The 26,627-nt window shown below is 64.6% G+C and carries 27 protein-coding genes; 11 read left to right on the forward strand and 16 right to left on the reverse strand.

Annotation, left to right across the window (positions count from 1 at the left end; all coding sequences use genetic code 11):
* Window positions 1–297: 297 nt before the first annotated feature.
* The 3 genes from ACFPLC_RS00085 to ACFPLC_RS00095 all read left to right on the forward strand — a co-directional run bounded on the left by ACFPLC_RS00085 (window position 298) and on the right by ACFPLC_RS00095 (window position 1,457).
* A complete protein-coding gene (locus ACFPLC_RS00085) occupies window positions 298–516 on the forward strand; it encodes a hypothetical protein (protein WP_378207370.1) in 219 nt (72 codons plus the stop codon).
* Window positions 517–525: 9 nt separating this feature from the next.
* Window positions 526–741: a hypothetical protein gene (locus tag ACFPLC_RS00090; protein WP_378207367.1), complete on the forward strand. Its 216-nt coding sequence runs from the start codon at window positions 526–528 to the stop codon at window positions 739–741.
* A gap of 290 nt (window positions 742–1,031) precedes the next feature.
* Window positions 1,032–1,457 (forward strand): hypothetical protein, encoded by a 426-nt coding sequence (locus ACFPLC_RS00095; RefSeq protein WP_378207365.1) that lies wholly within the window; start codon window positions 1,032–1,034, stop codon window positions 1,455–1,457.
* Between the two features lie 124 nt (window positions 1,458–1,581).
* On the opposite strand, the gene ACFPLC_RS00100 is transcribed toward ACFPLC_RS00095, so the two are convergent.
* Window positions 1,582–2,460 carry a LysR family transcriptional regulator gene (locus ACFPLC_RS00100; RefSeq protein ID WP_378236260.1) on the reverse strand — a complete coding sequence of 293 codons (879 nt, stop codon included), beginning with the start codon at window positions 2,458–2,460 and terminating at the stop codon, window positions 1,582–1,584.
* A gap of 135 nt (window positions 2,461–2,595) precedes the next feature.
* On the opposite strand from ACFPLC_RS00100, the gene ACFPLC_RS00105 reads away from it, so the two are divergent.
* On the forward strand, window positions 2,596–3,099 hold the full coding sequence (locus ACFPLC_RS00105) for a nuclear transport factor 2 family protein (protein ID WP_378235624.1): 504 nt from the start codon (window positions 2,596–2,598) through the stop codon (window positions 3,097–3,099).
* Window positions 3,100–4,382: 1,283 nt separating this feature from the next.
* Here the strand turns inward: ACFPLC_RS00105 and ACFPLC_RS00110 are convergent.
* Complete coding sequence (locus ACFPLC_RS00110) at window positions 4,383–4,769, reverse strand: hypothetical protein (RefSeq protein ID WP_378235625.1); 387 nt, start codon at window positions 4,767–4,769, stop codon at window positions 4,383–4,385.
* Window positions 4,770–5,044: 275 nt separating this feature from the next.
* Window positions 5,045–5,569: a hypothetical protein gene (locus ACFPLC_RS00115; protein WP_378235626.1), complete on the reverse strand. Its 525-nt coding sequence runs from the start codon at window positions 5,567–5,569 to the stop codon at window positions 5,045–5,047.
* A gap of 849 nt (window positions 5,570–6,418) precedes the next feature.
* Between ACFPLC_RS00115 and ACFPLC_RS00120 the strand changes: the two genes are divergently transcribed.
* Window positions 6,419–6,802 (forward strand): DUF6355 family natural product biosynthesis protein, encoded by a 384-nt coding sequence (locus ACFPLC_RS00120; RefSeq protein ID WP_378235627.1) that lies wholly within the window; start codon window positions 6,419–6,421, stop codon window positions 6,800–6,802.
* A gap of 160 nt (window positions 6,803–6,962) precedes the next feature.
* On the opposite strand, the gene ACFPLC_RS00125 is transcribed toward ACFPLC_RS00120, so the two are convergent.
* The 9 genes from ACFPLC_RS00125 to pdxR form a co-directional block, all read right to left on the reverse strand.
* Complete coding sequence (locus ACFPLC_RS00125) at window positions 6,963–7,922, reverse strand: NADPH:quinone reductase (RefSeq protein ID WP_378235628.1); 960 nt, start codon at window positions 7,920–7,922, stop codon at window positions 6,963–6,965.
* 47 nt (window positions 7,923–7,969) lie between these two features.
* A complete protein-coding gene (locus ACFPLC_RS00130) occupies window positions 7,970–8,947 on the reverse strand; it encodes a quinone oxidoreductase family protein (protein WP_378207764.1) in 978 nt (325 codons plus the stop codon).
* 55 nt (window positions 8,948–9,002) lie between these two features.
* Window positions 9,003–9,851 carry an MBL fold metallo-hydrolase gene (locus ACFPLC_RS00135; RefSeq protein WP_378207766.1) on the reverse strand — a complete coding sequence of 283 codons (849 nt, stop codon included), beginning with the start codon at window positions 9,849–9,851 and terminating at the stop codon, window positions 9,003–9,005.
* Window positions 9,852–10,223 (reverse strand): DUF3870 domain-containing protein, encoded by a 372-nt coding sequence (locus tag ACFPLC_RS00140; protein ID WP_378207769.1) that lies wholly within the window; start codon window positions 10,221–10,223, stop codon window positions 9,852–9,854.
* Window positions 10,220–11,455, reverse strand: coding sequence for an MFS transporter (locus ACFPLC_RS00145; RefSeq protein ID WP_378207772.1), 1,236 nt, complete (start codon window positions 11,453–11,455; stop codon window positions 10,220–10,222). Before ACFPLC_RS00145 ends, ACFPLC_RS00140 begins: the two co-directional genes overlap by 4 nt.
* Window positions 11,455–11,922 carry a cupin domain-containing protein gene (locus tag ACFPLC_RS00150; protein ID WP_378235629.1) on the reverse strand — a complete coding sequence of 156 codons (468 nt, stop codon included), beginning with the start codon at window positions 11,920–11,922 and terminating at the stop codon, window positions 11,455–11,457. Before ACFPLC_RS00150 ends, ACFPLC_RS00145 begins: the two co-directional genes overlap by 1 nt.
* 325 nt (window positions 11,923–12,247) lie before the next feature.
* Window positions 12,248–13,702: a M1 family metallopeptidase gene (locus ACFPLC_RS00155; protein ID WP_378207778.1), complete on the reverse strand. Its 1,455-nt coding sequence runs from the start codon at window positions 13,700–13,702 to the stop codon at window positions 12,248–12,250.
* Between the two features lie 81 nt (window positions 13,703–13,783).
* A complete protein-coding gene (locus tag ACFPLC_RS00160; RefSeq protein ID WP_378235630.1) occupies window positions 13,784–15,316 on the reverse strand; it encodes an alpha/beta hydrolase in 1,533 nt (510 codons plus the stop codon).
* A 172-nt stretch (window positions 15,317–15,488) separates the two neighbouring features.
* Complete coding sequence (pdxR, locus tag ACFPLC_RS00165) at window positions 15,489–16,859, reverse strand: MocR-like pyridoxine biosynthesis transcription factor PdxR (RefSeq protein WP_378207784.1); 1,371 nt, start codon at window positions 16,857–16,859, stop codon at window positions 15,489–15,491.
* A 281-nt stretch (window positions 16,860–17,140) separates the two neighbouring features.
* Between pdxR and ACFPLC_RS00170 the strand changes: the two genes are divergently transcribed.
* The 3 genes from ACFPLC_RS00170 to ACFPLC_RS00180 all read left to right on the forward strand — a co-directional run bounded on the left by ACFPLC_RS00170 (window position 17,141) and on the right by ACFPLC_RS00180 (window position 19,236).
* Window positions 17,141–18,181, forward strand: a complete 1,041-nt coding sequence (locus ACFPLC_RS00170) for an MFS transporter (protein ID WP_378236261.1) — start codon at window positions 17,141–17,143, stop codon at window positions 18,179–18,181.
* A 174-nt stretch (window positions 18,182–18,355) separates the two neighbouring features.
* The gene (locus tag ACFPLC_RS00175; RefSeq protein ID WP_378235631.1) at window positions 18,356–18,835 is read left to right on the forward strand and encodes a hypothetical protein; all 480 of its coding nucleotides are present in this window, start codon (window positions 18,356–18,358) and stop codon (window positions 18,833–18,835) included.
* A 203-nt stretch (window positions 18,836–19,038) separates the two neighbouring features.
* Window positions 19,039–19,236: a hypothetical protein gene (locus tag ACFPLC_RS00180; RefSeq protein WP_378235632.1), complete on the forward strand. Its 198-nt coding sequence runs from the start codon at window positions 19,039–19,041 to the stop codon at window positions 19,234–19,236.
* A gap of 434 nt (window positions 19,237–19,670) precedes the next feature.
* On the opposite strand, the gene ACFPLC_RS00185 is transcribed toward ACFPLC_RS00180, so the two are convergent.
* From ACFPLC_RS00185 to ACFPLC_RS00195, 3 genes are all read right to left on the reverse strand, one after another.
* A complete protein-coding gene (locus ACFPLC_RS00185) occupies window positions 19,671–20,705 on the reverse strand; it encodes an aminotransferase class V-fold PLP-dependent enzyme (protein WP_378235633.1) in 1,035 nt (344 codons plus the stop codon).
* A gap of 318 nt (window positions 20,706–21,023) precedes the next feature.
* Window positions 21,024–21,569, reverse strand: coding sequence for an NmrA family NAD(P)-binding protein (locus ACFPLC_RS00190; protein WP_378235635.1), 546 nt, complete (start codon window positions 21,567–21,569; stop codon window positions 21,024–21,026).
* A 5-nt stretch (window positions 21,570–21,574) separates the two neighbouring features.
* Entirely contained in the window at window positions 21,575–21,892 is a 318-nt protein-coding gene (locus ACFPLC_RS00195; protein WP_378235636.1) for an SDR family oxidoreductase, read from the reverse strand.
* A 75-nt stretch (window positions 21,893–21,967) separates the two neighbouring features.
* On the opposite strand from ACFPLC_RS00195, the gene ACFPLC_RS00200 reads away from it, so the two are divergent.
* On the forward strand, window positions 21,968–22,888 hold the full coding sequence (locus tag ACFPLC_RS00200; RefSeq protein ID WP_378207799.1) for an AraC family transcriptional regulator: 921 nt from the start codon (window positions 21,968–21,970) through the stop codon (window positions 22,886–22,888).
* A gap of 26 nt (window positions 22,889–22,914) precedes the next feature.
* Here ACFPLC_RS00200 and ACFPLC_RS00205 read toward each other — a convergent pair whose 3' ends face one another.
* Window positions 22,915–24,075 carry an ROK family transcriptional regulator gene (locus tag ACFPLC_RS00205; protein WP_378235637.1) on the reverse strand — a complete coding sequence of 387 codons (1,161 nt, stop codon included), beginning with the start codon at window positions 24,073–24,075 and terminating at the stop codon, window positions 22,915–22,917.
* Window positions 24,076–24,716: 641 nt separating this feature from the next.
* Between ACFPLC_RS00205 and ACFPLC_RS00210 the strand changes: the two genes are divergently transcribed.
* Complete coding sequence (locus ACFPLC_RS00210; protein WP_378235638.1) at window positions 24,717–25,487, forward strand: ArsR/SmtB family transcription factor; 771 nt, start codon at window positions 24,717–24,719, stop codon at window positions 25,485–25,487.
* Window positions 25,488–25,873: 386 nt separating this feature from the next.
* Window positions 25,874–26,590: an AfsR/SARP family transcriptional regulator gene (locus ACFPLC_RS00215; protein WP_378207810.1), complete on the forward strand. Its 717-nt coding sequence runs from the start codon at window positions 25,874–25,876 to the stop codon at window positions 26,588–26,590.
* The last annotated feature ends 37 nt before the right edge of the window (window positions 26,591–26,627 follow it).

Consider the following 26,627-nt stretch of genomic DNA (forward strand, 5'->3'; position numbering starts at 1 on the left):
GTGTAGGCCGGCGGCGTGGCGTAACCGGCGATCAGCGACGCCGCATACCGACCGTGATCGCTGCGGAGGTAGGAGCCCAGCGTATGAAGGGTGTGCACGCCGGCCTCGATTCCCCGCACGTGGTTGCCCGCAAGCGGGTGTGCTCGTTCTACGTGGCGGGATATGTGGCCGGGCTCGGCTTCTTCGCCGCCGCATCGAAACTGGAAAGCTTTCTAGGTCCCCTGCTGCGGCCTGCGCACGTTGCGGTCGCGCTGGCTTTCTTGAACATTGCTGTGGCATGGTCAGCGGGATCGACCAATGGAAACCGTGCAGCGAACCCGCTGTACGCAGAAACCTCGCCCGCACGTGGACGGACTGCCAATCAGCATCCTCAGCGATCGTCATGGCAGCCAGCAGAAACTAGTCGTGGTCTGCCTAGCCGGGATGTTCGCGTTCCTCTTGGTTTCCTTTGGCACCAGTTATCCGGTCATGGTCGTTTCTCAAGTCGTCTACGCCATGTTTGCCGCCGGTTTCTAGAGCGTCGGCATGGTGCTTCTCGGGGAAGCTCTGCGATCGGGCATCGGTGGCGGCGCCGCCCTCTATACCGCATTGGTGCAGGTAGGATCCACGGTCGGCATCCTCTCACCGCTCGTCGTGCCCGGCTACAGTCCGTCGGCATTCCTGATCGCGATGGCCTTCTGTGCCGTGACAGGAGCGCTGCTACTCGTCGATCGGGTGTTCATCCATCGTCCCGTGCGATGATAGCTACCCGCTGTGCGCGCAGGGCAGCCACCGTCCGAAGTCAAAGGTCCGCGATCGCACCGAAGAGTGATGGGCATCGGATCCTGCCCAATGTCGACGGCACGGTGCGCAACGACGCCGTTCACCCTCGCGGTCCAAGCAGCTGATACCTCAGGGGGAGGTCCGCCCGGCGTGCTCCAGCCAGACTCTCAGCATGAAACCCACGCTCACCTCTCACCCCGAGGTACGCGACGCACGCCGCCCGCCCCGTTGGGGCAGTCGTCTCCGCCCACCTGATTCCGCTGACAACCTTGCCGTCGGGGATCTGGCGCCTGTTCCTGGCGGGCGGCGCTGATCTCGGGCTGCGTCCCTACGACGTCATTGACGGATGGGAAGCGTTCTCCACCGCCGGGCTGAGCGTCGTCTGCGAAGGCCTCGCCCTGCTGACCCTCGGGCTCGTACGGCCGTGGGGCGAGCGCGTCACGAGTTGGCTCCCCCTGATTGGCGGTCGTTGGGTGGCGCCTCGCGCTGCGGTCCTTCCAGCCGCGTTCGGGGCCGTCGCTCTGGCTGCCATCTGGACGTACACCTTCAGGGACTTCCCAGATGTGGAAGGAACGACATTCGCCAGCACGGGCTGGCAGGTTCTGCTCATAGCCTGTTACCTGCCGCTCTCGCTCTGGGCACCTCTGCTGGCTGTGGTCACCTGGGCGTATTACCGACGCCGCTGCCGCAACTGATCGGAGGAGATCCGCGGCACCTGTGCTTCACCTGATCCGGCAGTAGTTGTCGCCTTTCGATGCCTGCACTCGTTCCCACCTCGCGCGAGTCCGGCACTGCCGTGAGCTCCGGATGAGGACGAAGTCAGCGGTGTGCGGAGACGAGGTCGTGGGCGGCGGCGCCGAAGGCGTGGACGCGGGCGGTGGCGTTGTCGGTGCGCCAGAGCAGGCCCCACTGCAGGGGTGGTGCGTCGTGGAGGTGGACGTAGGCGACGTCGGGGCGGGCGTAGTAGCGCCGGACGTTGGCGCCGACCGGGAAGACGCCGTGTCCGGCGCCGACGAGGGTGAGCATTTCCTGGAACGTGGCGGCCGTGCGGCCGGTGCGGATCAGGTGTCCGGCCGGGGTGGTCACGGGGGTGCGGTCGGCGCGCAGGGATTCGGGCAGGGTGTCCGGCAGCTGCAGCATGGTGACCGTGGCCAGGTCTTCGACGGAGAGGGAGTCAAGCCCGGCGAAGGCGTGACCGGCCGGGACGGCGAGGAAGCGGGCTTCGGACACCAGCACGGGTCCGCTGTCGATGCCGGGCTCGTGCACGGGGAAGGTCGCCAGCGCGAGGTCGACTTCGCCGTCGCGCAGCCAGGGCATCAGTTCGGCCAGCTGGGCTTCGCGGATGCGGACGTCGCAGTCGGGGTGGCGTTCCCGGAACAGGTCGGTGGCGCCGACCAGCAGCTGGCCGGCGGCCGCGCCGGTGAAGCACACCTGCAGGGTTCCGGTGAACCCGCGGCCGGTCTCGATCGCGTGCGCCACCGCGGCGTTGATCGCGGCCCAGGCGGGCCGTAGGTCGTCGCGGAGCCGGCGGCCCACGGGGGACAGTTCGACCCGGCGGCTGGTGCGGGTGAACAGCGAGACCCCGACCCGGCGTTCCAGTTTGCGGATCGTCTGGCTGATCCGGGCGGTGGACACGTGCAGCCGCTCCGCTGTGCGGCCGAAGTGCAGTTCCTCGGCCAGGGTCAGGAACGCCTCCAGCCTCGTGCCGCTCGAGCATGTCCGTCCTCACTTCGTTAAGCGTGGCTTCACGATCATGGCACACATCGGCGTTGTTCCGGGGTTCTGCGCGCCGGAGAGTGGAGGCAGCGGAAACCAGTCCACAAAGGAGCAAGGATGTACGTCACCGATGACCACGCGCTGGCCGCCGGAAGCGGCGCGGCAGTCGTGGCGGAGCTGCGGGACCGGGTCGAGATCGTCGACGCGCTCCACCGGTTCGCCCTCGGCCAGGATCTGAAGGACAGGGCGCTGTTCGCGTCGGCCTTCACCGCGGACGCCGAGCTCGACTTCCGGCCGGCCGCCGCGAAGTGGGGCGCGCGGCCGCCGCTGATGGCAGGCCGGGACACGATCGTCACCACCATCCTCGGCCTGTTCACCGGCCGGGTGGACACCACGCACCAAGTCACCAACACGCGTGTCGCCGTCGAGGACGACACCGCGCGGCTGACCGCACTCGTCGAGGCCCAGCACCTGCTGACCGCCGACCGCGAGGTGTTCGCGTTGTTGAAGAACCCTTATGACGTCGACCTGGTCCGGGACGGCGGGCGCTGGCTGATCCACCGCATGCGGATCGACAACACGTGGTTCACCGGCGACCCGAGCGCGATCTTCACTGCGTGACCCCTCCCCGGACCCGCACACGGAGGGAAGAACACCAGCATTCACAAGCCGGGAGTCCGGAAAAACCCGCGTGCAGGTCCGAGCCGTCGCCGCCCCTTCGTCCTTCCACCGTGGAGTACGACGACTTGGGTCCCGGCCAGCGGTGGCACGTCCTTCAGCAGGCTCAACCGAGCGTGCGCGGACCGAGCGCCCAAGCCGGCACCACGTAGGGCTGCTGGTCTAGGTGAACGGGCGGGAACAGCACGGCCATCGCCCGGTCTTCGCCGCCGACCCAGACCTCCTGAGGCTTTCGCCGGCAGCGAACACACCCACCCCGCCACCGCCTCCCTCCTCGGCGACAACCGCAGCGACCGGACCTCGCCCGCCTCGTTGTCGATCGCACAAGCCACCACCGACCGGGCGTGAACATCCAACCCGACACACGTACGCTCGATAAACACCGGCGCCTCCCGTAAATCGCGGCACTACCACCAAGCGTGGCGGCAACCCGCGCCAACTTACGAGCGAGGCGCCAGCCCTCCATACGGGCTAGGCTAGGCCAGGCCAGGCCAGGCCGGGGCCTAGGCCAGGCCGGGATCTGGCCGGCAACCTCAGCCCGGGTGGGCGGACCTGCCGCCGAGGCACAAGAGACGGGAGCCGGTGAGGTCCTGGGCGCGGCGGGCGAGGTGGAGCATGACCTGTTCAGTGCGTTCCTGCAGGGCGGCGGCCAGGTCACGGTGGACCTGCTCGATCGCCCGGCTGACCGGTCACCGGCGCCTGGCAATCCGCTGCGAACGCAAACCCAGCCATTCCTGGCATTTCTCCCTCTTGGCGCTACCATTACGTGCTAGCGTTTACGCGACCGCTTAACCGTGCGCGTTGTCCGGGCGAACGCCGGCACCACATATGGCAACTTTCGCCAACGTCCGTGCGGAAAAAGGACTACCATGTCCTTGCATGTACCGCCCACCCAGGCGGGCCGATCGGGTTGGTTCCGCAACGGGGTGGATCCATGGCATGACGTTGACGCCCTCAGCGTAATATGACTGCCGTCATTGTAACTGACGTAAATATCCGGCATATGCCTAAGCCTGCGGATTGGATAGTCCGGCGCGACGGTCACTGACGCGGCGCGCCAACCCGTGCGACACACCGCCTTATAACGACGCCACCACCGAACAACTGCAACCACGCTGAACACGAAGAACAGCATTGCCACGAAGATTACAATCCAACAGAAGTCAGCCATATCGTCGTCGACGTTACTTTCGTACATCGTGCGCACGTGGTCCGGGTTTTCTCGCTCATATATGAACCGTGATCTTGTCGCCCGCGTTGTACTGCTTCGATGATTGCTTGATAATCTCAGCAAATCGAAGTTTTCCAAATATCTTGTATTCTACATATAGAATGTCCGCACCATTGCTGCGATGGGAATAATTCAACACCCTGCCCTGCACGCGGTCCCCGGTTCGCAGTAGCACGTCGGCGGGGTGATAGAGTGCCACCATACCCCCGATCGCCACACCGATGATTACTAGCCAGAGTGCCGCGATACCCGCCGCGCGTATATACAACACGTGCAGCTTCGACTTCTTGGCAGCCAACGCCACCGTATCCTCGTTTGCCGCATGCTCAAACGGCGGCAGCCACGCCGTGTCGGTGTCATTTTCAGGCAAAGCTGTCGCCAATCTTGCATGGACGTCGCGAGCCTGAACTAGCGCCACGTTGAGGTTGAAGCCAGACCAATCGGTTGCGAGTTTGCGGACTTATACAACCGTCTCCCGCGTGCGTACCTTTCCAGCACTGACTCCAGCATTACAACGCTCGACGATGTCCGCCGTCAAGGCATTCAGCCTAGACTGAAACTACTCGGTAGCCGATCGCAGTGGCCGCGCGGCTCAGGAGCTGCTTGAGCAGCCGCCTCCCGAGTGGCCAAGCCCAAACTCGCAACCCGCAGAGTCGCCTAACTGACGTCGTCGAGGACGCGCACGCCGGGGATGACTGCCAGCCGGTCACAGAACCTGGTCGCGAGCCCGGGCGCGCGGAGGGAAATCGGCTCCAGGCCGCCCCGGAGCGCGTAGCGTACAGCCGCCGCGTAGCCGAGGACGTTGGCGTACGGGAACTTCCACTCCTCGAACCGTGTCGCGTCCGCAGCCGGCCGGTCCTCGCCGGGCTCAACCCACCGTGCAAGTCCAGGCTGCCGTAGGCGCGGTAAACGTACACCGCCCCGGCCGGCACCCAAATCGCCCGGGTGGTCGGCGCAACCCAAGTGCCCGCGCCGGCGGTCGCGTAGGCGATCGACCGGAATGCGACCGTTGCGCACAGCCTTACAAACGAGGCCGTGTCGTTCTGCCTGATCGGGGTGCTCGACGCGGTCGACGGCGCATGCTTGGCGCAGCACACGCAACACCAGCACGGGGAGCACCGCGCGCGCCAGGGCCGGCACTATCAGCACGGGTGTCCACCGTAGCCCACCGGTGGCGATCACAGCGGTCACCGTGCTGGGACAGGACTACCTGCCCACGCGGGTGGGGGACGGCCAGCGGCGTGACCCTCGGGTTGACGGTCAGCATCGGCAGCCTCGCCAGCCCGGTGATCGGCAGCGTGGCGGACGCACATCCTGTTGGCACTCATAGACGTAAAACGATTCATTCGGAGCCGGTCGCCCAGCAGTGGCGCGAGATGTCGTAGAGGCTGGCACGAATCCAGAGCAGCTTTAGTGCTTCGACCCGGTTCCAGTCCCGGCTTGCTCTGGCAACAATGACGAGTTCGTCGATTCTACGACTGCACATTCGAGCGCATCTACGCAACCTACTGTAACGGAGTGTGGCGTCGCAGCGTCCAGATGCAACGGTTCTCACCCGCCCGCGAGCGTACTCCCTGGCGCGTACGCCCAGGCAATCGACTGTGCAACGATTCGTCGCACGCCAGCGAGCTTCGACCGGCACGGTGCACAGCGCCTCCCGGACGAGCGCGTCGGTTCGGACACCAGTTGCGCCGAACGAGCTCAACATCTGCAGCCCCGCCTCTACGCCACTCCTCGCAGTCACCTCGTGCCCAGCTCTGACCACCAAGGCACCAGCCTGTGCCGAGCACCAGCATCGCCGGCGAGAAGTACGCGCATGGATTCAATTACTCCCCAGACTTCACCGGACAGCAAGCCATGCGCATGCTAACCCGCGTCGACGTCACTGGACTGGGCCAATCGAGGTTGGATAATGTGACCAGTTGGGCTAGCTGTCGCATCGAGTCTGCCGCGCCCCGGCACCATCAGGCTAGACACTGACCCCGACGGATCACATTCGAAAATACTTGAACCGGTCCCACCATGCCCTTGATGACAGTCAGGATGATCTCGCTGGTTGCAGTTCAGAAAGGGAATCAAGTGCTCCGTAAACTTACGCAGGTAGCGGTCGCCACCGCCATGGTGACCGGAGGGATTTTGACCTCCGCCACTGGCACGACCGCGCTCGCCTCCGAGCACAGGGTCGACACGGCCAGTACGTCATCTGTCACAGCCTCGAGTGATCCTTGCGGCTACTGGCGCGCCGGCGACTGGCTCAGCGGCTATACATACTGGTACCGCCACTGCGGCAACAGTACTGTCAGAGTTCACATCGATTACTACGACGGTTACACCGAGTCTAGTTGTTTCGGCCCATGGGAGAAGCGCCAGCTGTCCTGGCGGACCACCAACGCGTACTACGTGGGCCTCTGCTGATTGACTGTATCGGGGCATCGTCAGAAATCGTCTGACGATGCCCCGATACCTACGCACCGGGAGCTGTCGCTGGTCGCCTAGAACTCCGGATCGACACAAGGAAGTCGGAGACACTCGGCAGCCCCTTCGTTCACCGAGGCAGGCGTCAGCCTACGTCCCCTTAGCACTCACCCTCTCGAGGTGCCTGCAGATCGACCAGAATTTTGCCGATGACGGCCCGTCTCTCCAAGCAGACGTGCGCTTCAGCACAGTCTTCTAGCCGGAACCTTGCCGCGATAGGGTGCGTGAGCGAGCCTTGTTCGAGAAGGCCCGTGATCTCACCGCAGGCGCGTTCCATTGCTTCTTGGGGCATGGCGAACACGAACACGGTACGAATGGCGATCCCGCAGCGCATGAGCCGATAAAAAGGTATATTCGGCCAAGGTTCGGCGTCGGATGCATAGGTGGCGATGACAGCATTCTGCGCAACCACCTCAGTGGTGAGCGGCAAATTGGCCCCGAACGCTACATCGACGACTCGGTCGACCCCTCGGCCACCGGTCGCTGCGCGGATCAGCTCGGCCGCGTCCGACCGGCGGTAGTCCACGACGTGGTGGGCGCCCGCGGCGCGGGCGGCCTGGCGCTTCGCCGGCGAACTCGCGGTGGCGATCACCGTGGCACCGCCGAGACGGGCGAACTCGATCGCGTAATGGCCCACCGCGCCAGCACCGCCGGTGACGAGCACGGTCAGGCCGGTCACCGGACCGTCGGCGAAGACAGCCCGATGTGCGGTCAGTGCAGGTACGCCGAGACAGGCACCGATCTCGAAACCGGCATTCGCCGGCAGCGGCACCGCATGGTGCGCGGGCACGACGACGTAGTCAGCCGAAGTACCGAAGGCCCCGGTGAAAGTCGCGGAATGGACCCACACCCGCTCCCCCACCCGCGATGGCGACACGCCGGCACCGACCCTGTCGATCACTCCCGCGCCGTCGTCCCCGGGAATCACCCTCGGATCGACCATCACACGGTCGCCCACCCCGCCCCGTCGCTTCACGTCGCGCGGGTTGACGCCGGCGACCGCGACGCGAACCCGGACTTCACCGGCCGCCGGTTCGGGGTCCGGCAGTTCGCCGACCACCAGGACCTCGCGAGCGGGTCCGGTCCGGTCGTACCAGACTGCTCGCATCAGCGGGTCAACTTGACGACGTACTTGCCGTTGCCCACGCCGGCGGCGAGCAAGTCGTGGACTGCAGCCACGGATTCCAGAGATTCCACCACGGTGACCTCCGGGCGGACCGTTCCGTCGGCGATCATGTCCAGTCCGGTCGAAAGCGCGCGGGCGACCAGGGCTGGAACCGTCGCATTGAGCCGGCTCATGCTGAACCCGAGAAGCCCGACATTGCCTCCGATCAACCGTCCCAGCGGCGGCAACGGTTCCGGGGTACCACCGCGGGGATTGCCGAACAGGATGATCCGTGCGCCCGGGGCAGCGATCATCAGGTCGAGGTCGAGCAGCGCGGTGCCGGTCGGGTCGAGGATCACGTCGACGCCATCGGGTGCGATCTTCGAAACGGCGTCTGGCAGATCGGTGTCTCGCGAGAACACCTCATCCCATCCTGTCGCCCGAGCCACTGCCACCTTTTCAGGTCGTCCCACGGTGCCGATCCGGACGCCGCTGCCCAACGCTGCCGCCACCTGAGCGACCACCGAGCCGATGCCGCCGCTCGCCGAATGCATGAGGACCGTCTCGCCGGGACGAATGCGCGCTTTCTCGGTGAGCAGGAGGACAGCGGTCGACAACGCCAGCGGCGCCGCCGCGGCGATCTCTAACGGCACTCCGCCCGGCACGCCGACAGTGACGTCTGCGGCCGCCACCGCCACCTGCGCGAGTCCGCCCCCGGAGGTGAAAGCCGCGACTCGCTGGCCGAGGTGCAAGTCCCGCACTCCCTCCCCCAGCGCGCGGACGGTTCCGGCGACTTCCAGCCCCGGGACGTACGGCCAACCGGACGCATAACCGGGATCACCGCGCCGGGCCATGACATCGATGAAGTTGATACCTGCATAGGCGACATCGATCGCGACTTGGCCGGCTTCGGGCTTCGGGTCGTCGAGCTCCGCCACTTTCGACGTGCTCCCGTCGGAAGCCGGGCCGGAAATGCTCAACGCGTACATGGTACTCCTGTTGAATATTTGTCGGATTTTCGGTGACAGAAGCTTCTTACGGTGTCGGCGTGATCTGACCAGGAATGATGTCGCCCAGGATCCGGCCGACGTAACGGCCGTGCTCGAGCACACCGGGATCGTCGTGAGCGGGGAGCACGAAGCGATATCGCCGCGCCGCCTTGACCGCGGCCATTTCCTGCCGGACGGAGGTCGTGAAGTTGTTGCTCAGCGCGGGATCGTCCGGAACGAGGTAGGTCGGCTGCACGCCTGCGACGAAGCCGTCTCGGGGCTGACTGCGCAGCGCCCCTTCGGCATCGTAGAAGAGGTCTCCGCACAGGTACGCCTGGCCTTCAGCGGTGTCGACGACCACGGCGATCGAACCCGGAGTGTGCCCACCCGAGAGCCGGCAAGTGATACCGGGCCACAGATCTTCGTCGGTGGCGCCGTACTCCAAGTCGAGGAATCGCAAAGCTCCCGGCGTGTACAGCCGATCGATCAGGTGGTGCAGGTCGTCCTTGGCGTACGCGCGGCCTTGAATCCCAGTGCAGGCACCGCCGAGTTCACTCCGGTTGAGCACCACGGGGACCGTCATCGGGACGCGGTGCAGGTGGCCGGCGTGGTCGCGGTGCAGGTGGGTCATGATCACGCACGTCAAATCGGCGGGCGTGATCCCATGCGCCGCCAGTTGTTCCTCGAAGCCCTGCCCGGGCCCGATTTCTCCGCCGGCACCCAGCACCGACGGATCCCGGTACCCCGCGTCGACGAGGATCGGCCCGTGGGGGCCTACGAGCAGGAACCCCTGAGCTGGGACGGCGATCCGGTTTCCCGGCTGAATTCCACGAAGGCGCATGGACTCGTCGATGAAAACGGATCCGAAGTTCAACCGGTGAATCGTATAGGTCATTCATTCCTCCCGGTGCCGAGCATAACGACGCCAAGCATCCGTGATCGCCTGTCGGATCGCGCCCGCGCCTTGACCGAGATAGTTGCGCTCGACGGTGGCGAGCAAGGGAGCGGGGTCCGCTGTGAGGTCGGCGCCGAGCAGCAAGTCGGCGACCCAGCGCCTGACCACTGTGGTCTCGGCAGTCGCGTCGGCTGCGAGCACTCTCCCAGTACCGGGATCGACCAGCAGGCAAAGGGAGAACAGCCGATGAGTATTGTGGGCTGCTGACGCCGCAGATACCTTGGCGTAGCCGACGACGATCAGGCCTTCGGGCAGATTCATCGCCGAAGTATGCCAGTGAGCAGAAGCCGTGTGCGCGATCCGCGTCGTCATCGGGACGCCCTCACCCGATCGGCGACACGGTCAGCCGCCGGACGACTCGACTTCGCCCGGAACAGGCAGCCCGCGCCGAGCACCATGGCGGTGACCATCGCCGCGAAGACGAGGGTGAAGGAGCCGCTGCTCTGCACCAGCCAGCCGATCAGAACGGGGCCCAGCAAGCCGGCGAGCTGGGTGCCCATGTTGATGAATCCGAGCCAGGTCCCCACCTCGTGCGGCCGGACGACGTCCATCGGCACCGACCAGAACGGGCCGAGCCCCGAGTACAAGAATAACCCGGCAACCGTCAGGAAGATCCCGGACACGGTGGCGTTCGGAGCGATGACGGTGAGCGTGATGCACACGGCGGTGAGCAAGTAGGTGACGGCGACGAACTGGCGTCGCACCTTGTTGAACCGTCGCTCGCACAGCCACGCGCCGAGGAGCATGCCCACGGTTCCGGCCAGGAACGGCAACGTCGAGAACACCCCGGTCCGGGCGAGGTTCAGCCCGCGGTAGGTGAGCAGGTAGGTCGGCAGCCAGGTCATCAGACCGTAGAGCACGAATCCGAAGCAGAAGAAGGCGGCAAAGGTCAGCCAGATGTGTGGCAGCCACCAATTGCGCCGCTCTCGGACGGCTGCGGGTTCCGGCCTAACGACAAGGTTCTTGTGGCCGGGGGCGTCACGGAGGAACAGCACCACGACGACCACGCACAGCAAACCCGGCACCAGCGTCGCGTAGAAGACCGAGCGCCAGCCCCACGCGGTGATCAGCGGAAAGGCGATCGACGGAGCCACTGCCGGACCGAGGGTCAGCGCGCTCAACATGAGCGCGAGGGGCAGGGACCTTCGCCCTGGCGTGAACCAGTTGGACAGTACGCGCCACAGCGGCGGTGCGTGGAACCCTTCACCCGCTCCCATGAGGAACCGGACGACCAGCAGGGCGGCGATGCTCCCGGCGACCACACCCGTGAGAACGCTGAACACGGTCCACCAAGCGATGGCTATGGCAATGACACGCCGCTGGCCGAAGCGATCGGACAGCGCCCCGGCCGGCACCTGAACCAGCGTGTAGCTAAGGAACAACGCACCGGATACGACGCCTGCCATTGACGGCGAGAGCCCCAGGTCGCGGGAGATGAACGGCAAGGCCGAACCGAGGATGACCCGATCGAGGTAGGACACGAGCAGAGTCAGCCACAGTACGCACACGACGACCCAGCGATACCGGCCTGTGGTGGCGGCCATCAGCCGGCCCGCCGTTCGGCGATCGATGCGTCGAACGGATCGTCCGGGGCCAGGAACTCGTTGACCGGCGATCCCAGGAACTCCGGCGTTTCGCCGGGGTCGTGCAAGCCCACGGCGAACCGCTTGATCAACGGGTCGTCCTGGAGCCCCGGTGTGTGGACCTCCAGCAGCGTGCACGGCAGGTCCGCCTTGTTCCAAGACCAGTGGATCCGCCCGGCCGGGATGCGCAAGAAGTCACCGGCGCGCAGGTGGAAGGCACGGTCCTCCACGAACACCCAAAGTTCGCCGTCGCGGAGCCAGTTGAGCTGTTCACAATCGTGTCGATGCGGACGGGAGTGGTAACCGGCGGGCCGGGTGGCGATCATCAAGGACGAAGAGTTCCCGAACACAGCCTTCGTCGTGAATGTGGCGTCGCCCATGTCGGCGATCTCTTCGGGGACGGAATCGCCACGCACGTGGATGGACACAGCATCTCCCTTGACGCTTGCGCGCGGCGGCGCTGACGCGACGCCTGTCAAGGGAGACGACCGGATTGGAGGACGGCGTGAGCGAGTTCGAACTCGGCAACGACCGCGCGGTCCGCGTCGTCTGTTGACCCGATGAGCGTAAACGACGATGCGACGCCGGGCAAGGTAGTCGCCAGAGTGATCTCGAACCGGCTTGAGCAGCGTCGATGACCGGTGCTGGTCTGGACAGACGGATACCGGCGAAAGTGGGAGGCCGTCTGCTGAGCGGCCCCCGGCCCGGCTCGGTTCGGGGGACCGGCGGCTTTCCGGACCCCCGAACTTGCCGCTATCGCGACTGCGCCGCCAGGCGGCTGTGCAGCTTGCTCAGCTCAGCGACCTCGGACAGCGCCGAGCCGTTGGCTGCCACCGTCCCATTGGGCCCGACCGGCGGCTTGGCGGGGTCGACCAGCCACGTCTTGAAGAGAGAGTCCAGCTGCCGTCCGGAAATCTGCTCGGCGAACTCGAGGAAACCCGCCGTCGTGGTCTGACCGCCCTGGAACTTCTGGTGATATCCCTTCAAGATCCGGAAGAAGGCCAAGTCTCCCACCTCGGTGCGCAGAGCCTGGAGAGTCATGGCACCACGCTCGTACACGGCGGGCTGAAACAGTCGGGTGCCCGGCCAGAGCACGAGATCCCAGAAGGTGTCCTCCTCGGAATATCTCGCGTAGAACGCGTCGGCAAGCTCCGCAACGGTGGCACCGCCTTCGCGCTCGGTCCACAGCCATTCCGCGTAGGTCGCGAAGCCTTCGTTGAGCCACATGTTCGTCCAGTCCTGAAGCGACACCGAGTCGCCGAACCACTGGTGCGCGACCTCGTGCGCAACCACCACCGACGGATCCTTGTCCTGCCAGAACTGATTGCCGTAGACCGGGCGCGTCTGGTGCTCGATCGCCGACCCCCACGCATTGGTGGCGACCCCGCCGATCGAGCTGAATGGATACGGCCCGAACTGCGTGGACAAGAAATCGGCAATTTCGGGCGTGCGCTCAATGGTGGATTTCGCGGTCGGCAACGACGTACCCAATGCCGGGTCGTAGGCGTTGTAGTACTGCAAGCCCCGCTGGGTAACGCCCGCGTCCAGCTCGAACCGCCCGAGCGCGATGAACGCCAGGTAACTGACCATCGGCTCCTCGGCCTTCCACCGCCACGTCGTCCAGCCGGGCACCGGCTGCGTGCGGCTGACGAGAGCGCCGTTGGAGACCACGGTGTTGCCGTTCGGCACGGTGGCCGACACAGCGTAGGTTGCCTTGTCCGAGGGATGATCATTGCACGGGTACCACGCCCTGCACAGCCGCGGTTGTCCCGTTGCGATGGCTCCTGTCTCAGTGTGGTACCAGACCTGAACACCGTCCAACCGCACCTGGGACGGAACGTCGGCGTACTCGACGACGACGACCATCTGCTGGTGGGCCGCGACGGGCGTACTCGGAGTGACGACGAGCTCCGTCTGGTTTTCCGGGTGGGGTCCGAATGTCGCCGGGGCGCCGTTGACCTGGACCGAAGTGACCTTCAGGGCGAAGTCCAGGTCGAACTGCGAGAGATCCTGCGTCGTGCTGGCCCGGATCGTCGTCCGCCCGGTCAGTTCGTCGGTGGCCGGCTGGTAACGGAGGTCGATGTCGTAGTGGTCGACGGTGTAGCCGCCGTTGCCTGCCCATTTGTAGAGCGGGTCGCCAACCCCGGGGGCACCGGGGGTGGCCTCGGCATTCGCCGTTCCGGTGAACAACGCGCTCAGCAGACTCACGATCGCTAGGCCCGCACCGGCCCGCGTACTCTTCCGAATGATGTCGTTCTCCTTTGTCCAGGTTGTCGGCTGCCGCGTCGCTCAGGTTCCGGCCGGGAGCGCCTCGTCGGCACACACCGAATTGGGCGGGGGAAGTGTGCCGTCGACCAGATACCGGGTGATGTACGCCTTCGAACACTCGCTGTAGAACCAGGTTGTGTGCGTTTCGCCCTGGAACGTGAGCAAGCGGGCGTTCTGCAGCGTCCGTGAAAGCTTCACTGCGTGCTGGTACGGCACGTCCGGATCGTTGGTCGTGCCCACCACCAGAACCGGGGCGACGCCCGGGGCCGACCATGGGCCACTGTAGCTGGACAGACGTTCGGCCGGCCATTGCGCGCAGGACTGGGCGTTGCCCTGGTCATAGCTCGGCGGCCCGTAGGCGAGCGCCGGTCCCAGAAGTGGAGCGGCCGCCACTGCGATCGACACGTTCGACCGCAGCAAAGCCGTATCCCGCGGGAACCGGCGGTCACCGCATTCGATGACCGCGTTGTTGTTCATATAGGTGGTGTAGCCCGGAGAGATTTCGCGCACCAGCCAGCCGCTGCGTTTGGTGGCTACCTCCTGTAAGTAGCCCGCCAGCATCGGCCAATTCGCGCGGCCGCCGCCGAGTTCCTGGGAAACCCAGAAACTGAACAGAGCCCCGGTGGCGATCACCCGTCCGTCCGAGGCACGGACCGGATCGGCGTCCAGGCTCGCTTGCAGGACACGGAAGGCTTCCACGGGGTGACCACCGCCGAACGCGCACTGCGTCGGCGACTTCAAGCACCAGGTGAGGAACCGGGTGAGTGACGCATCCGCAGCGACATATTGGTCGTAGTTGTTCCGATAGGGATCATTGGTGTAGGAGTCGGGTTCGATGCCACCGTCCAGAGCAAGTACCCTGACCCGCTCGGGAAACAGATTCGCGTAGACCGTACCGAGATAGGTGCCGTAGGAGAAGCCGAAGAAATTCAGTCTTTCATCGCCCATCGCGGCTCGCAGGAGATCCATGTCCCGCGCGGCGAACTCAGTTCCCATGTACGGGAGGAGTTCCGCATCGCTGAGGACGCAACCGTCGTTGAACTGCTTGCCGAACGCGATGGCTCGCTCGAACCCGCCGGACGACGGCCGTCCGGTGGACGCGGCCCACTGCTTGGAATACACCGGCTGCGAAACGCAAGTCACCCGCGCGCTCCCGCCTACACCGCGCGGGTCAAAGCCGACGATGTCGTACCGCTCCCGCAGTACCTGCGGCGCGCTGCTTCCCAGGTCGCGGACGGAATAGAACGCCTCCAGGCCGGGCCCACCGGGACTGGTGAACAGTGATCCGATCCGGTGTGCGGGATCGGTCGCCGGCTTGCGGATCACGGAAAGCGCGATTTTCCGGCCGCCGGGGTTCCGGTAGTCCAATGGCACCTGCGCGATCGCGCACTCGTAGCCGTCACCACTGGTGTCGCAGGGAGCCCAAGCCAGTGCCGGTATCGGAACTCCACGAAGACCGGACGGCGGCCTGGATGCCGCCGAGGCGGCCGGTGGAAACAATGTGAGGCAGGTCAAGACGACCACCCCCACGAACGTCAACACGCGTTTGAGCATGCGTCCTCAATCCGTGCTCGGTTCTTGTCCGCGGACGACCGATTGCTGCAGCCCGTCGCCGCGTGGCCGTGTCACGACAAGGACTGGAAGGTATTTGCTCGAACAGCATGATCAGGCCATCGTCGGTGCGTCAACAGATTCACTGTCCGCTGAAGCCGGTCTTCGAGGGCGGTCACTGCCGCGGCAAGCCACCGACTACGCGCACCAACGCGTCAATCGCCGCGGCGTACGCGTGGGCCGGCGGCGCCGCGTAGCCGACGACCAAAGAAGCCGCGTGCCGGCCGTCGTCGCTGCGAAGGTAAGAGCTGAGTGTATGAACACCCACGGAGGCCTTCCGCAAGGCGACCCTGGCCGTGTCCTCGGCAACGCCCGGAGGCAACTGCACGAGCGCGTGCAGCCCTGCCTCGATGCCCCGGACCTCGGTCCCCGTCAGGCGCGAGCGCATAGCCTCGACGAGGACGTCACGCCTTTCCCGGTAGCCGCGGCGCACTTTACGAAGGTGACGGTCGTAGTCGCCGACCTCGATCATCCTGGCCAGCGCCAACTGGTCGAGCGGGCTCGTGGGCCGGGCGCGGCGTTTGGCTTCGACCAACGACTCGAGCAATGGCGCCGGACAGGCGATCCAGCCCAGTCGCACTGCCGGACCGAGGGTCTTGCTGGTCGAGCCGACGTAGATGACGCGCCCCGGGCGACGGCTTTGCAGCGCGGCGATGGGCTGGCGGTCGTATCGGAACTCGCCATCGTAGTCGTCCTCCACGATCCAGCCGAGGTTGCGGTCGGCCCACGCCAGCAGTTCGTGTCGGCGTCGTGCCGACATGTGCGTACCGAGCGGGAACTGATGGGTGGGAGTGCACACCGCCACTTCCGCGTCCACAGCGTCGAGGACGTCCACCCGCAAGCCATCGTCGTCAAGAGGAACATCGACCACATTCACATGCGTGTCGAGCTGGCGGACGTGGTCTGGGACAGCGGGGTCTTCCATTCCAGCCGTCCGGACACCGACTTCGGCGAACGTTTCGCCGAGCAGTCCGAGCGCTTGGGTGTATCCCGAGCAGATGACCAACTGGGCCGGGTCGATCCGGATGCCTCGTGCCCGGCCGAGGCAGGCCGCCAGCGTGGTGCGCAGCTCGATGCGGCCACGCGGATCGCCGAAACCGAAGGCCTCCTCCGGCGCCTCGCGCAGAGTGTGGCGGACGGCGCGTGCCCACAGCTCGCGCGGGAAGGCGCGCGGATCGGGACGTCCCGGCCTGAGGTCGTGTTCGGGTTCGCCGGGCCACGCGTGCACCCGGAAGCCCGCAGCCGACCGTGCCATGGTTCCGTCGGCTACGCGGGTGGCGGAGCCTTGCCGACTGGCGAGCCATCCCTCGGCGATTAGCTGTTCGTAGGCAGCGGTCACCGTGCCCCGGGACACGCCGAGCTGGGCAGCCAAGTCGCGGCTGGACGGCAGCCGCATTCCGGCCGGGAGCCGGCCGTCTCGGACCGCTGACCGCAACGCTTCTTCCAGTGCGCGGCGGCGGCTCCCCCAACCGGGCAGGTCGAGCAAGAGCTCCAAGCTCGGGGCGTCAGCGGTTGACATGGAAGTGGTCCATCTTCTGCACGGGTAACTGGTCCAAACTTTTGGACAGGCCGTCTCTAGCGTAGCGACATGGACGCCGAACCGCGAACGAGCGCGCCCGGCCTTCCCCGTGGCCTGACCTCGGTGCTGGCAGTAGCCTGCGGCTTGATCGTCGCCGATCTCTACTATGGCCAGCCCCTGCTGCCCGAACTGGCGGCTTCATTCCGCATACCGGCAGGAGTCGCCGGACTCTCGGTCGTATTCCCCAGCTGGGTTACGCGATCGGCCTCGTCTTCGTGGTGCCGCTGGGAGACTTGCGAGCAACACGGCCGTTGATCGTCGGCCTGCTCGTCCTCAACGCCACGGCACTCCTGGTGGCAGCGCTGGCTCCTGCGGTGTGGCTGCTGCTGGCCGCGCTGACTGCCGCCGGCTTGGCCGCTTCCGCCATCAGTATGATCATCGTCCTCGCGACCGCGCTCGCGCGCCACGACCAAGCCGGCGCGGTGGTCGGCAAGCTCATGACCGGACTCCTCACCGGCATCCTGCTGGCTCGCACCATCGCAGGCGCAGTCGAGGAGGTGGCTGGCTGGCGAGCCGTCTACGGCGGCTCCGCGGTGCTGATCGCCGGTCTGGCGACGGTGCTGCACAGGCGGCTTCCACTGCACCCGACCTCCGCCACGACGACCTACTTACCGTTGCTCGGCTCGATCGCCGGGCTGATCCGACGTGAGCCGTTCCTCCGGTGGCGGATGGCGCTCGGCCTCGTCGCGTTCGCCTCCATCCAACTGCTGTGGTCCGCTCTGCCGTTGCTGCTGTACGCGAAACCGTACGAATACTCGACGGGGACGATCGGGCTGCACGGTCTGCTGGGTGCCGTCGGCGCCCTCATGGCGCACCAACTAGGGCGGCTCCACGACCGGGGGCACACCCACCGCGCGACCGGCATCCTCCTCGCACTGGCGGCAACAGCTTTGGCCCTGACAACCGACGGCACGCACCTGATACCGCTCCTCGTCGGGGTCGCGCTCTGCAGCGCGGCAACGCAGGGAATTCACATTCTCAACCAGGCGAGCCTGCTCACCTACACCCCGGCGGCCCGATCCAGGGCATCCACCGCCTACATGACCGCCAGTTTCTTCGGTGGAACAGTTGGCGGCGGCCTTGCCGCCCCCATCCACAGCGCCGGCAGCTGGCCCGCCGTCGTGGCAGCCGAGCTCGCAATCTGCGCGATCGGAGGCTTGATCTGGGTCATCAGCCGTCGACGCGGCCGTACCGCCGCAGCTTCCAAGTCCATTGGATCAGATCCATGATGACCGGCCCTTGCCGATCAGATCACACGGAACCAGAATCAACATGTTGCGTATCAGCTTCAGCGCCCGAGACTTCGCGCGTATACGAGTACTGCAAGAGCCGCAGCCGCTGTGGGAGGTTCTCCTGAGCCTGCACATGCTGCAGACCCAAGATGCGGCCTCCTCCTTCGGAGAATGGCGTCGAGCAACAAGGACGCGACTCTCACCTTCGGTGAAGATGTTGACAACGTTGGCTCGCCCGACAGGATATTCCCGGATTTTCTGACACCGCCCACAACGACACCCGACCTGCACTCCGCACTGGATGCGCTCGCACACACAGATCCTGTCGAAATCCGCGCGGACATCGACCGGCTCGCGACCGAAGCGGCGCTTCCTCCCTGGGCACACGCAATATCGGACGAAAATTCTAACGTGCTCGAGCTGCTGGTTGACAATATTCTTCAGTACTACTCAGTCGCACTGCAGCCATATTGGCCCGTGATCCGGACACAAGTCCAGGCAAGTTGGATGCAGGTCGCCGAGACGATTTTACTGGGCGGCACCGAAAAAGCCATTGGTAGCCTTTTTCCTGATTCATTGTGCGCGGCGATCAGATTCTGCACGTATCTTACCCAGAAGAACACGAGATTGGACTCGATGGCCGTGGGTTAATATTGATTCCCTCGTTCTTCTGCTGGCGCACACCCATCACGTTGGCGAACCCGCGGTCCACTCCCGTCCTGGTGTATCCCGTGGCACACGACCCGAGCTGGTTGAGTACGGGTGCCCGGCAGCCGATGACGCCTTCATATCTAGAGAAGCTCATCGGGCGCACCAGGGCAATCATCCTCTCCACAATCGGAGCGCACGCCGGAATGAACACCACCGAGGTCGCAGCAGCCGTTTACACCTCGCTCGCGAGCGCTTCGCAACATACCACCGTCTTGCGCGAAGCGGGGCTCATCACCACGGCGCGCGAGCCCGCCGGAGCCATCCACAGGCTGACAAGGCTGGGCGCAAGCCTGCTGACAGAAGAAAAGGCACGCTTCCAACAAGACGCTCGAACTGCTTAGGGAATAGGTGAAAGTCAAGGCACTGCGACATCTGCGCCGACTATCTTCTCTTCAACGGGCACTCGGCGAACCACTAAGGGATCGGCGCGCGCAAATAGCCGTTTGAGAGAAGGAGTAAACATGCGTAATCGTGATGCGTAGCCGTATAGGCTACATGTAGCTTCATTCCCGATAGTCGGGACAGTCGATGTCTCCGGCTTGATCCTGATCAGGCCGGAGACATCGACAGCAGCGCATCGAGCCATCGCGGACAAGCGGATGGGAACTCGAGCCCGCGTGTCGCACTGCCCGAGCCAGCACCCTTACTGGCTTGCCGCTTTCAGACAGCTGGCAACGTGCTCAGAGACGTCAAAGATCGTCCAAAGTCACATCAATGTGCGGGCTGAAGCGCAGCAATGGCCTTGTCATGTGGTGCGGCGCCCGCTCCCGGCCCGCTACCGAGAGACCACCTTCTGACGAAGCAGTTTCGCGCGAACGACGGCGAGGTCGACATAGTCCGAGGCGACCTCTAGCGAGATGATTGCTCCGGGAGCTCCAACGGGATCGCAAGCCGACCATCCGGGTACGTTCCCGAGCACGCGACGGCCGGCGCGGCCGATGGCATCGAGACGCGCACGTATCCGGCCTGCCCCCATCTCGTGGAACTCCCCAAGAGCCACCGCGAGGCCTGCTCGTCCTCCAATGAAAGCCTCGCGGCTCTCCAAGCGGCGAACCAGACGATCTTCACCCGGCCAAGCTTCCACGACAAGCGCCGGAGCCCGGGGATGCAGTGCGGGTTGCCACACCTTCGACACCGCCAGGTAACCAACCCCTCGAGGTCCACACAGGAACTTCCGTCCGGTTCCGTAGACCGCCGCGACCCCCTCCGGCACAGCGAACTGTCCAGCCGCTTGTGCCACATCCAAGATCACCGGAACCTCCCGGCTCGAGCACGCCACCAGGCACTCGGTGATCGGCTGCAGAACAGCGCGGTGAGACAACGCCGCTGTCATGTGAAGCAGTGCCGGCCTGCTGTGGCGTAGCCGACGTTCGAGAGCATCGACGTCGAGGACACCGCGAGAGTCGACATCGAGCAACTCAACCCGTAGGCCGCGGTCGATCAGAGCCGCCAGACTCGGCCCCCAGTCCGAGCGCAACGCCCAAACCGTGTCGCCCTTTTCGAGCGGCCAGGATGCCAACAGTTGAACGAACGCAGTCGATGCGCTCTCAGTGAACGCCACGTCTTCCGCGGTGAAGCCGATGAGGGCACCAAGACCTGCCCGGCCGTTCTTGAAGACAGAGGCCATCGAAGCCTCGGCGACATACCCTCCCACCTCCGCTTCATGAGCCAGGTATGTGGCAACCCGAGCTTGGACAGCATGACTGGTACGGCCGCAGGCAGCGGTGTCCAGGTGCAACACCTCCTCCTTCTGGAAGCGGAGGCTCGCCCATTCGCTTCCCAGCTCAGGGTAAGGCAATTCGTCAGTCATGAAACCACCCGCGAATGCAAAAAGGTCGCCGGGAAGCATTGAGCCGAGAAGGAATCACTTGATCACTTTCTACAGTATGACATGAGGTCGCCTGAGGCCTGGCAAGATGAATATTTCAAGCCTTTGCCGAGCATGGATGAGCGACTGTCGCGCCTGCCCTCGCGATCAGCAGCCCGGCGAGAGTTCAACTCGGGGCGTCGCCTCGATGCTAAGCCCGACCGCAGCTCCACTGTAGACCAGTCACGCGCCCTGCATTTGGACCACTTGGTCACTGAGCTCGCTCCGGCGACTGAGCCCGTCGCGCGATCGACCTGTTCCTTACAGAGTGTTGCCGTGAGTGACCGCGACCGGTGACCCGGCGCCGGCAGGGCCCGACTCCCGCGCGAACTCACGCAGACTGCGCGGCGCAACGCCGGTCACCGCGGCGACGGAGTCGGTCGGCCGAGCGCCGTGTCCAGCGGCAATGGTCTCGAAAAGGCTCGTCAACATTTGGGCGACCGGTCGGGGTGCGCCGGCCTTGAGAAGCTGTGAGAGGAAGGTGTCGGCTGTCACTGGCCGGTAAACCACCGTATGACCGGTCGTCGCGCTGAACGTCGCCATCGCTTCGGCGTACGAGAGGAATTCCGGCCCAGTCAGATCGTACGCACAGCCTCGGTGGCGTTCCGGGTCGTGCGCCGTCCTGGCCGCGACAACAGCGACATCGCGCGTGTCGACGAACGCTTCGCGGCCGTTACCCGCCGGCAGCTCCAAGGACCCGGCTTGCACTTGAGTAGCCAGCGGACCCGAAGTGAAGTTCTGCATGAAGTGCGCCGGCCGCAGTACCGACCAGCCCAGGTCTGCGCGACCTGCGAGGTCCCGTTCCACTGCGCTCAAAGCGACGTCTCCGGAGCGCGATCGATGCCGAAAGCGCTCAACAGCGTCACGTGAGCCACACCGAGGGAGATGGCTGTATCCACCCAGCCGGCGACGATGTCGGCGAAGGCCACGTCCTGCGCGGGCGGAACGAGGTAGACGCGCTTGACGTTCTGCAATGCACCGGCGTAGGTGGCGGGGTCGTACCAGTCGAACGCGACGTCCGCGCCCGAGCGAGCCGCGGTCCGCACGGACTCGCCGAGCTGCCGCAGCTCCGCAGCGACGAGGCGACCGGTCTTTCCGGTGCCTCCCAGGATCAACACTGTGTCGTTCATGACTTGAGCCAATCTCACCTGCGGAATGCGAGCAATGCGAGATCGTCGGTGATTGCTGTGAGATAGTCTTGCCGGGTGGACGTCCTGACCGACCTGCTGGAGCGCGCAGGCGCCCGGAGGGCCTTGTTCGGCAAAGCGGAGTTCGCCGGTCCTTGGGCCCTGGACTTCGACGAAGCGCCCGGCTTGGCAATCCACGTCATCGACGACGGCGCCGCGACGTTGGATTCACCGGAAGGGTCCTGTCACCTGCGCAGTGGCGACGTTGTCCTGGTGCGCGCAGATGTGCCGCACCAACTTTCCGGGGGAAACAAGGCAGTCCCGGTCAAGGCATCGACGTTCTTTCCCGCAGCCACCATGCCGCACCAAGCAGCTCACACCCCCACCGAGGAGCAACCTCGAACCCGGCTGTTGTGCGGCGCCTACCGGTGGACAGGCGATCTGATGAAGTCGATCAACCACCAGCTCCCGCCGGTTCTCGTCGTCCACGCGAGTTCGGCCACGTCGTTGAACAACGCATTGGCGTTGTTGCGGAGTCAACTTGAGCAAGACGACGCGGGCCGGCAGGCCATCCTCGACCGGCTCCTCGACGTAGTCCTCATCGAGCTGCTCCGCGAGCACCTGAGGAACAAGCCCACCCACCCACCTGGGTGGTTTCGCGCTCTCGACGAGCCTGCCATATCGACTGCACTCGAGGTGATGCACTCCCGCGCCGGCGATCCATGGACCGTGGCAACCCTCGCCAAGGTCGTCGGGCTTTCGCGTGCGGCCTTCTCCGCCTTATTTACCCGGACGATCGGTTCGCCGCCGATGGCGTACCTGCACAGCTGGCGAATGGCTCTCGCCCGAGACCACCTGCTCACCTCGACTACGACGATCTCCGAAGTCGGTCGCGCCATCGGCTATACGTCGGAGTTCGCGTTCTCCGCAGCGTTCAAGAAAGCCCATGGGTTGCCACCGGGAACCTGGCGCAAGGAAGCCGGACAGATCATGAGCTGAACGACCTCCGAGCGGTTGCGGCGCGATCAGCCAGCTGTCGCCCGCCGCCGCAACTCACCGTGCGCCAGTTCCAAAGCCAGCTCCGCCGCGCCGACGACGCTGGCCTCGGCGCCGAGTGTCGTTATCCGCATTTCCGGCGGGTAAGGCAGCAACAGCTCGACCGACTCCTCGACGGCGGTCAGCAGGAGCGGGTTGGAGCCGACGCCGCCTCCCAGGACCACCAAGTCCGGATCGATTACCGTGCAGACACTGGAAATCGCCATGGCCAGGAGTTTTGCTTCACGAGCGACTATCGCTCGCGCAGCAGGTACCCCTGATGCAGCAAGATCGAACAGGCGCTCGACGGTCTGAGGACAGCCGTCCGGCCAACCCGTACGACGCGCCGCCGCATCCAGCATGCCGGCCGCGGACGCTTCGTCCTCGAGCGCGCCACGGCGACGATGTTCGGGCGCGAACGGGTCGGTCGCCAGAGGCATGTAAGCGATCTCGCCCGCAGCGCCGTGCCGGCCGCGCAACAACCTGCCCTCGCACACGACCCCCATGCCGATGCCGGCACCGGCGGAGAGGAAAGCGAAAGTCGGCGCCGGCCCCGTCCCGCCGTGCCTCAGCTCGGCCTGAGCTGCGCAGTTGACGTTGTTGTCCAGCGCCAGAAGGCTCACACCGCGCCGTCGAAGTAGCGATTCAAGGTCGAACTCGTCGTCCTGGCCGAGGTTGTAGCTCAAGGAGACTCGGTGTGACGACGGACTCACCGCCCCTGGAGTGGAAACTCCGAGGGCCAGGAGCGGGAGCTGCTCGAACCCGTTCTCCCTCTTGACCCGGTCCACGAGCGCGATCGCCTGATCGACGACTTCTGCCGCCCCCACCGGCCTCGTCGCCTCGACTGCGCCGACGAGGCGCTCGCCGCAGAGGCCGACCAGCAGGATACGAATGTTCATCCCGCCGAGATCGACACCGGCGACGCAGCCCGTCTCCGGCTGCAGTTCGTACGCGATCGCGGACCGCCCCCGCCCGGCGCTCGGGCGGACGCCGGCGGGCCGGACGAGGCTGGCCTGCTCGAGCCTGCGGATCGCCTGCGATACGGCCGGCTTCGAAAGACTGGTCGCCACGGCGATCTCCGGCCGCGTGGCCGACCGCTGTTCCAGCAGGGCGTCGAGCACCCGGATCTCACTCGTCATGAAGCCGACCATCCATAAGCAAGCGAGTTTACCAGTAAAGTCGCGCAGGCACACCCGCTACAGCAGGCCTACCCCCTGACCTGCAAGTTTGCCAACTTGACCTTGTCTTTTTTCGTTAAGCCGCTTAACTTGAACAGGTTGGAGACAGGAGGCAGCCATGGACGCACACACCTGCTACGCGGGATCGCTCCAGACTGGTCTCGGACGGGCCATACCGTTGAGCTCGAGGCGGTTGCGCACCTCGGCCGCGCGCCTAGTCGGGAGTGACAGCACCTCCTTAGCGAGCAGGCGCACGCGTCGCTTGAGCTTGAGGTAAGCCTGAACCAGCATCGGACCGCAGGGTGGCCAACTCAACTGAATATCAACAAACTGGGGGTAGCACAATTGCTGCGCATTCACTTCACCGCAAACGATCTCGGTCGCATACAGGTGCCGCCGGAGCCGCACCGCTGTGGGAAGTCCTACTGAGTCTACACCAACTGCAAACTAGAGGAGGAAGCCCACTTTTCGAGTCTTGGCGTCGCGAAGTTGCAGTCAAACTGCCGCCGTCGACGGCCATGCTGACAACGCTCGCGCGACCTCACGGCTACTCACCCGATTTCCTTACGCCAACGACAGCCTCCCATGACCTTGGAGCGGCACTTACTGAAATTGTGAACACGGATGCCGACCACCTTCGAGCCGACATCAGCAAACTCGCCGAAGAAACGAGTCTTCCGTCCTGGACCCAAGCGGTCGCCCGCGGCGACAAAGACATGCTGACACTTCTCACCAACAACATCCACAATTACTACGTGACCGCACTCAAACCATATTGGCATGCCGTTCGGGCGCACACGCAAGCAAGTAGGGCATACGTCGCCGACCTCCTGCTCACGGAAGGAGTCGAAGGAGCGTTAGGCAGGATGTTTCCCAATTCGACTTGGAGGAACTGGACGCTTCACGTTCCATACCCTGTCGATCAAGACCTTCACCTGCAAGGACGCGGACTGATCCTCATACCGGCCTTTTTTTGCTGGCGTCTACCTGTTACCCTGGTCCGCTCGCGCTCGACACCTATGCTTGTTTACCCGGTTCAGCATAAGTTCGACACGCTCTCCACCGACCCTTCCGTCGGCACTCCATCACCGTCGCTGGAGAAATTGATTGGACGCACCAGAGCGACAATCTTGTCGACTATAAGTATGAATTATGGGATGAATACCACCGAATTGGCCAACGCAGTTCACACATCACTTGCCAGCGCATCACAACATGCGAGCGCGCTGCGCGATGCCGGGCTCATCACCACAGTCCGCCGGACTGCGGGGGCCGTCCACAGAGTATCGAAGCTCGGCGCGAACCTCTTGGCGAGCTCGTCACCGCGGATGGAACCCGCACATATCAAGAACCCAGGTACGCGGCAGGCTCGCTCACTCAGCTGAATTATGCCAATTGACGCCACGACACGACAATAAACCGAATATCGCCGAAGACTTCGTCAAGAGTCAGACGGATTCATCATTGCTGCTGGGGGTCCGAACAACATCGAATGCCGGGGCACCCGCAGGCAGAGTCTGCCCCGGCAAGGCGGCCAGGAACGCGAGCGGCGCCGCCGGCGCCGCCGCAATCAACGCCTCCCTCAGTTGATCTTTGCCGCCTGAAGCCGCTATCGGGTAACAAAATAGTCAGAATTCAAGAATATCCAAATGCGTGCCGTCGCCACTGTTCTCAAGCCGCCTGCAATGTGTTAAAAACTACCCAGAGACACCTGCAGACCGATACCACCGAGGACTTCATGCAATTTAGAATGCTTGGACCCGTGGCAGTCATGCATCAAGGCGTATCATTGCCACTCAGGGGACCAAAGCCGACAACACTGCTTGCTGCACTTCTACTGGCCAATGGAAATGTCGTGTCGACCGAGCGATTGATCCACATACTGTGGCCCTACCATGCTCCGAACACGGCTACCGCACTTATACATACTTATATTTCAACTTTACGAAAGATACTGCGAGCGAACACGGGCCGCAACGGTCCCAACATCTTCACCCAGGCACCTGGGTACCGACTCGAAACAGGAGATTCGCAGGTCGATCTGCTCGAATTTAACACAGTTTCGAACAAGGCCAGAAAAGCTTACGATGCGAATCAGACGGCCGACGCCGCCGTTCTGGCCGAACACGCACTGAAGCTACGCCGGGGACCAGTTCTGGGCGGCGCAGTCGGCGAGTACATGGCAATCGAGGTCGCCAGGATTGACGAGTTAATCTTGTCGATCGAAGAACTGCGTGCAGCTGCCCACATCTCACAAGGAAACGCGGCAGCAATCGTGCCTACATTGATGTCGCTTGTTGATGAAAACCCGCTCCGGGAGACGTTCCGGGGCCAGTTGATGGTTGCACTTTCGCAGGTTGGCAATATTCCTGGAGCGCTGCGCGCTTATCGCCAGGGGTACACAATGATGGTCGATGAACTAGGTATTCAACCTGGGGCTCAACTCAGGGCAATACACGAGTCACTATTGCGCACCAGCGCCCTGTAGCCCCTAAGCAACACCGGCTTACAACCGGCGAACCTAC

The organism is Amycolatopsis plumensis, from assembly GCF_042652605.1.
Lineage (GTDB): Bacteria > Actinomycetota > Actinomycetes > Mycobacteriales > Pseudonocardiaceae > Amycolatopsis > Amycolatopsis plumensis.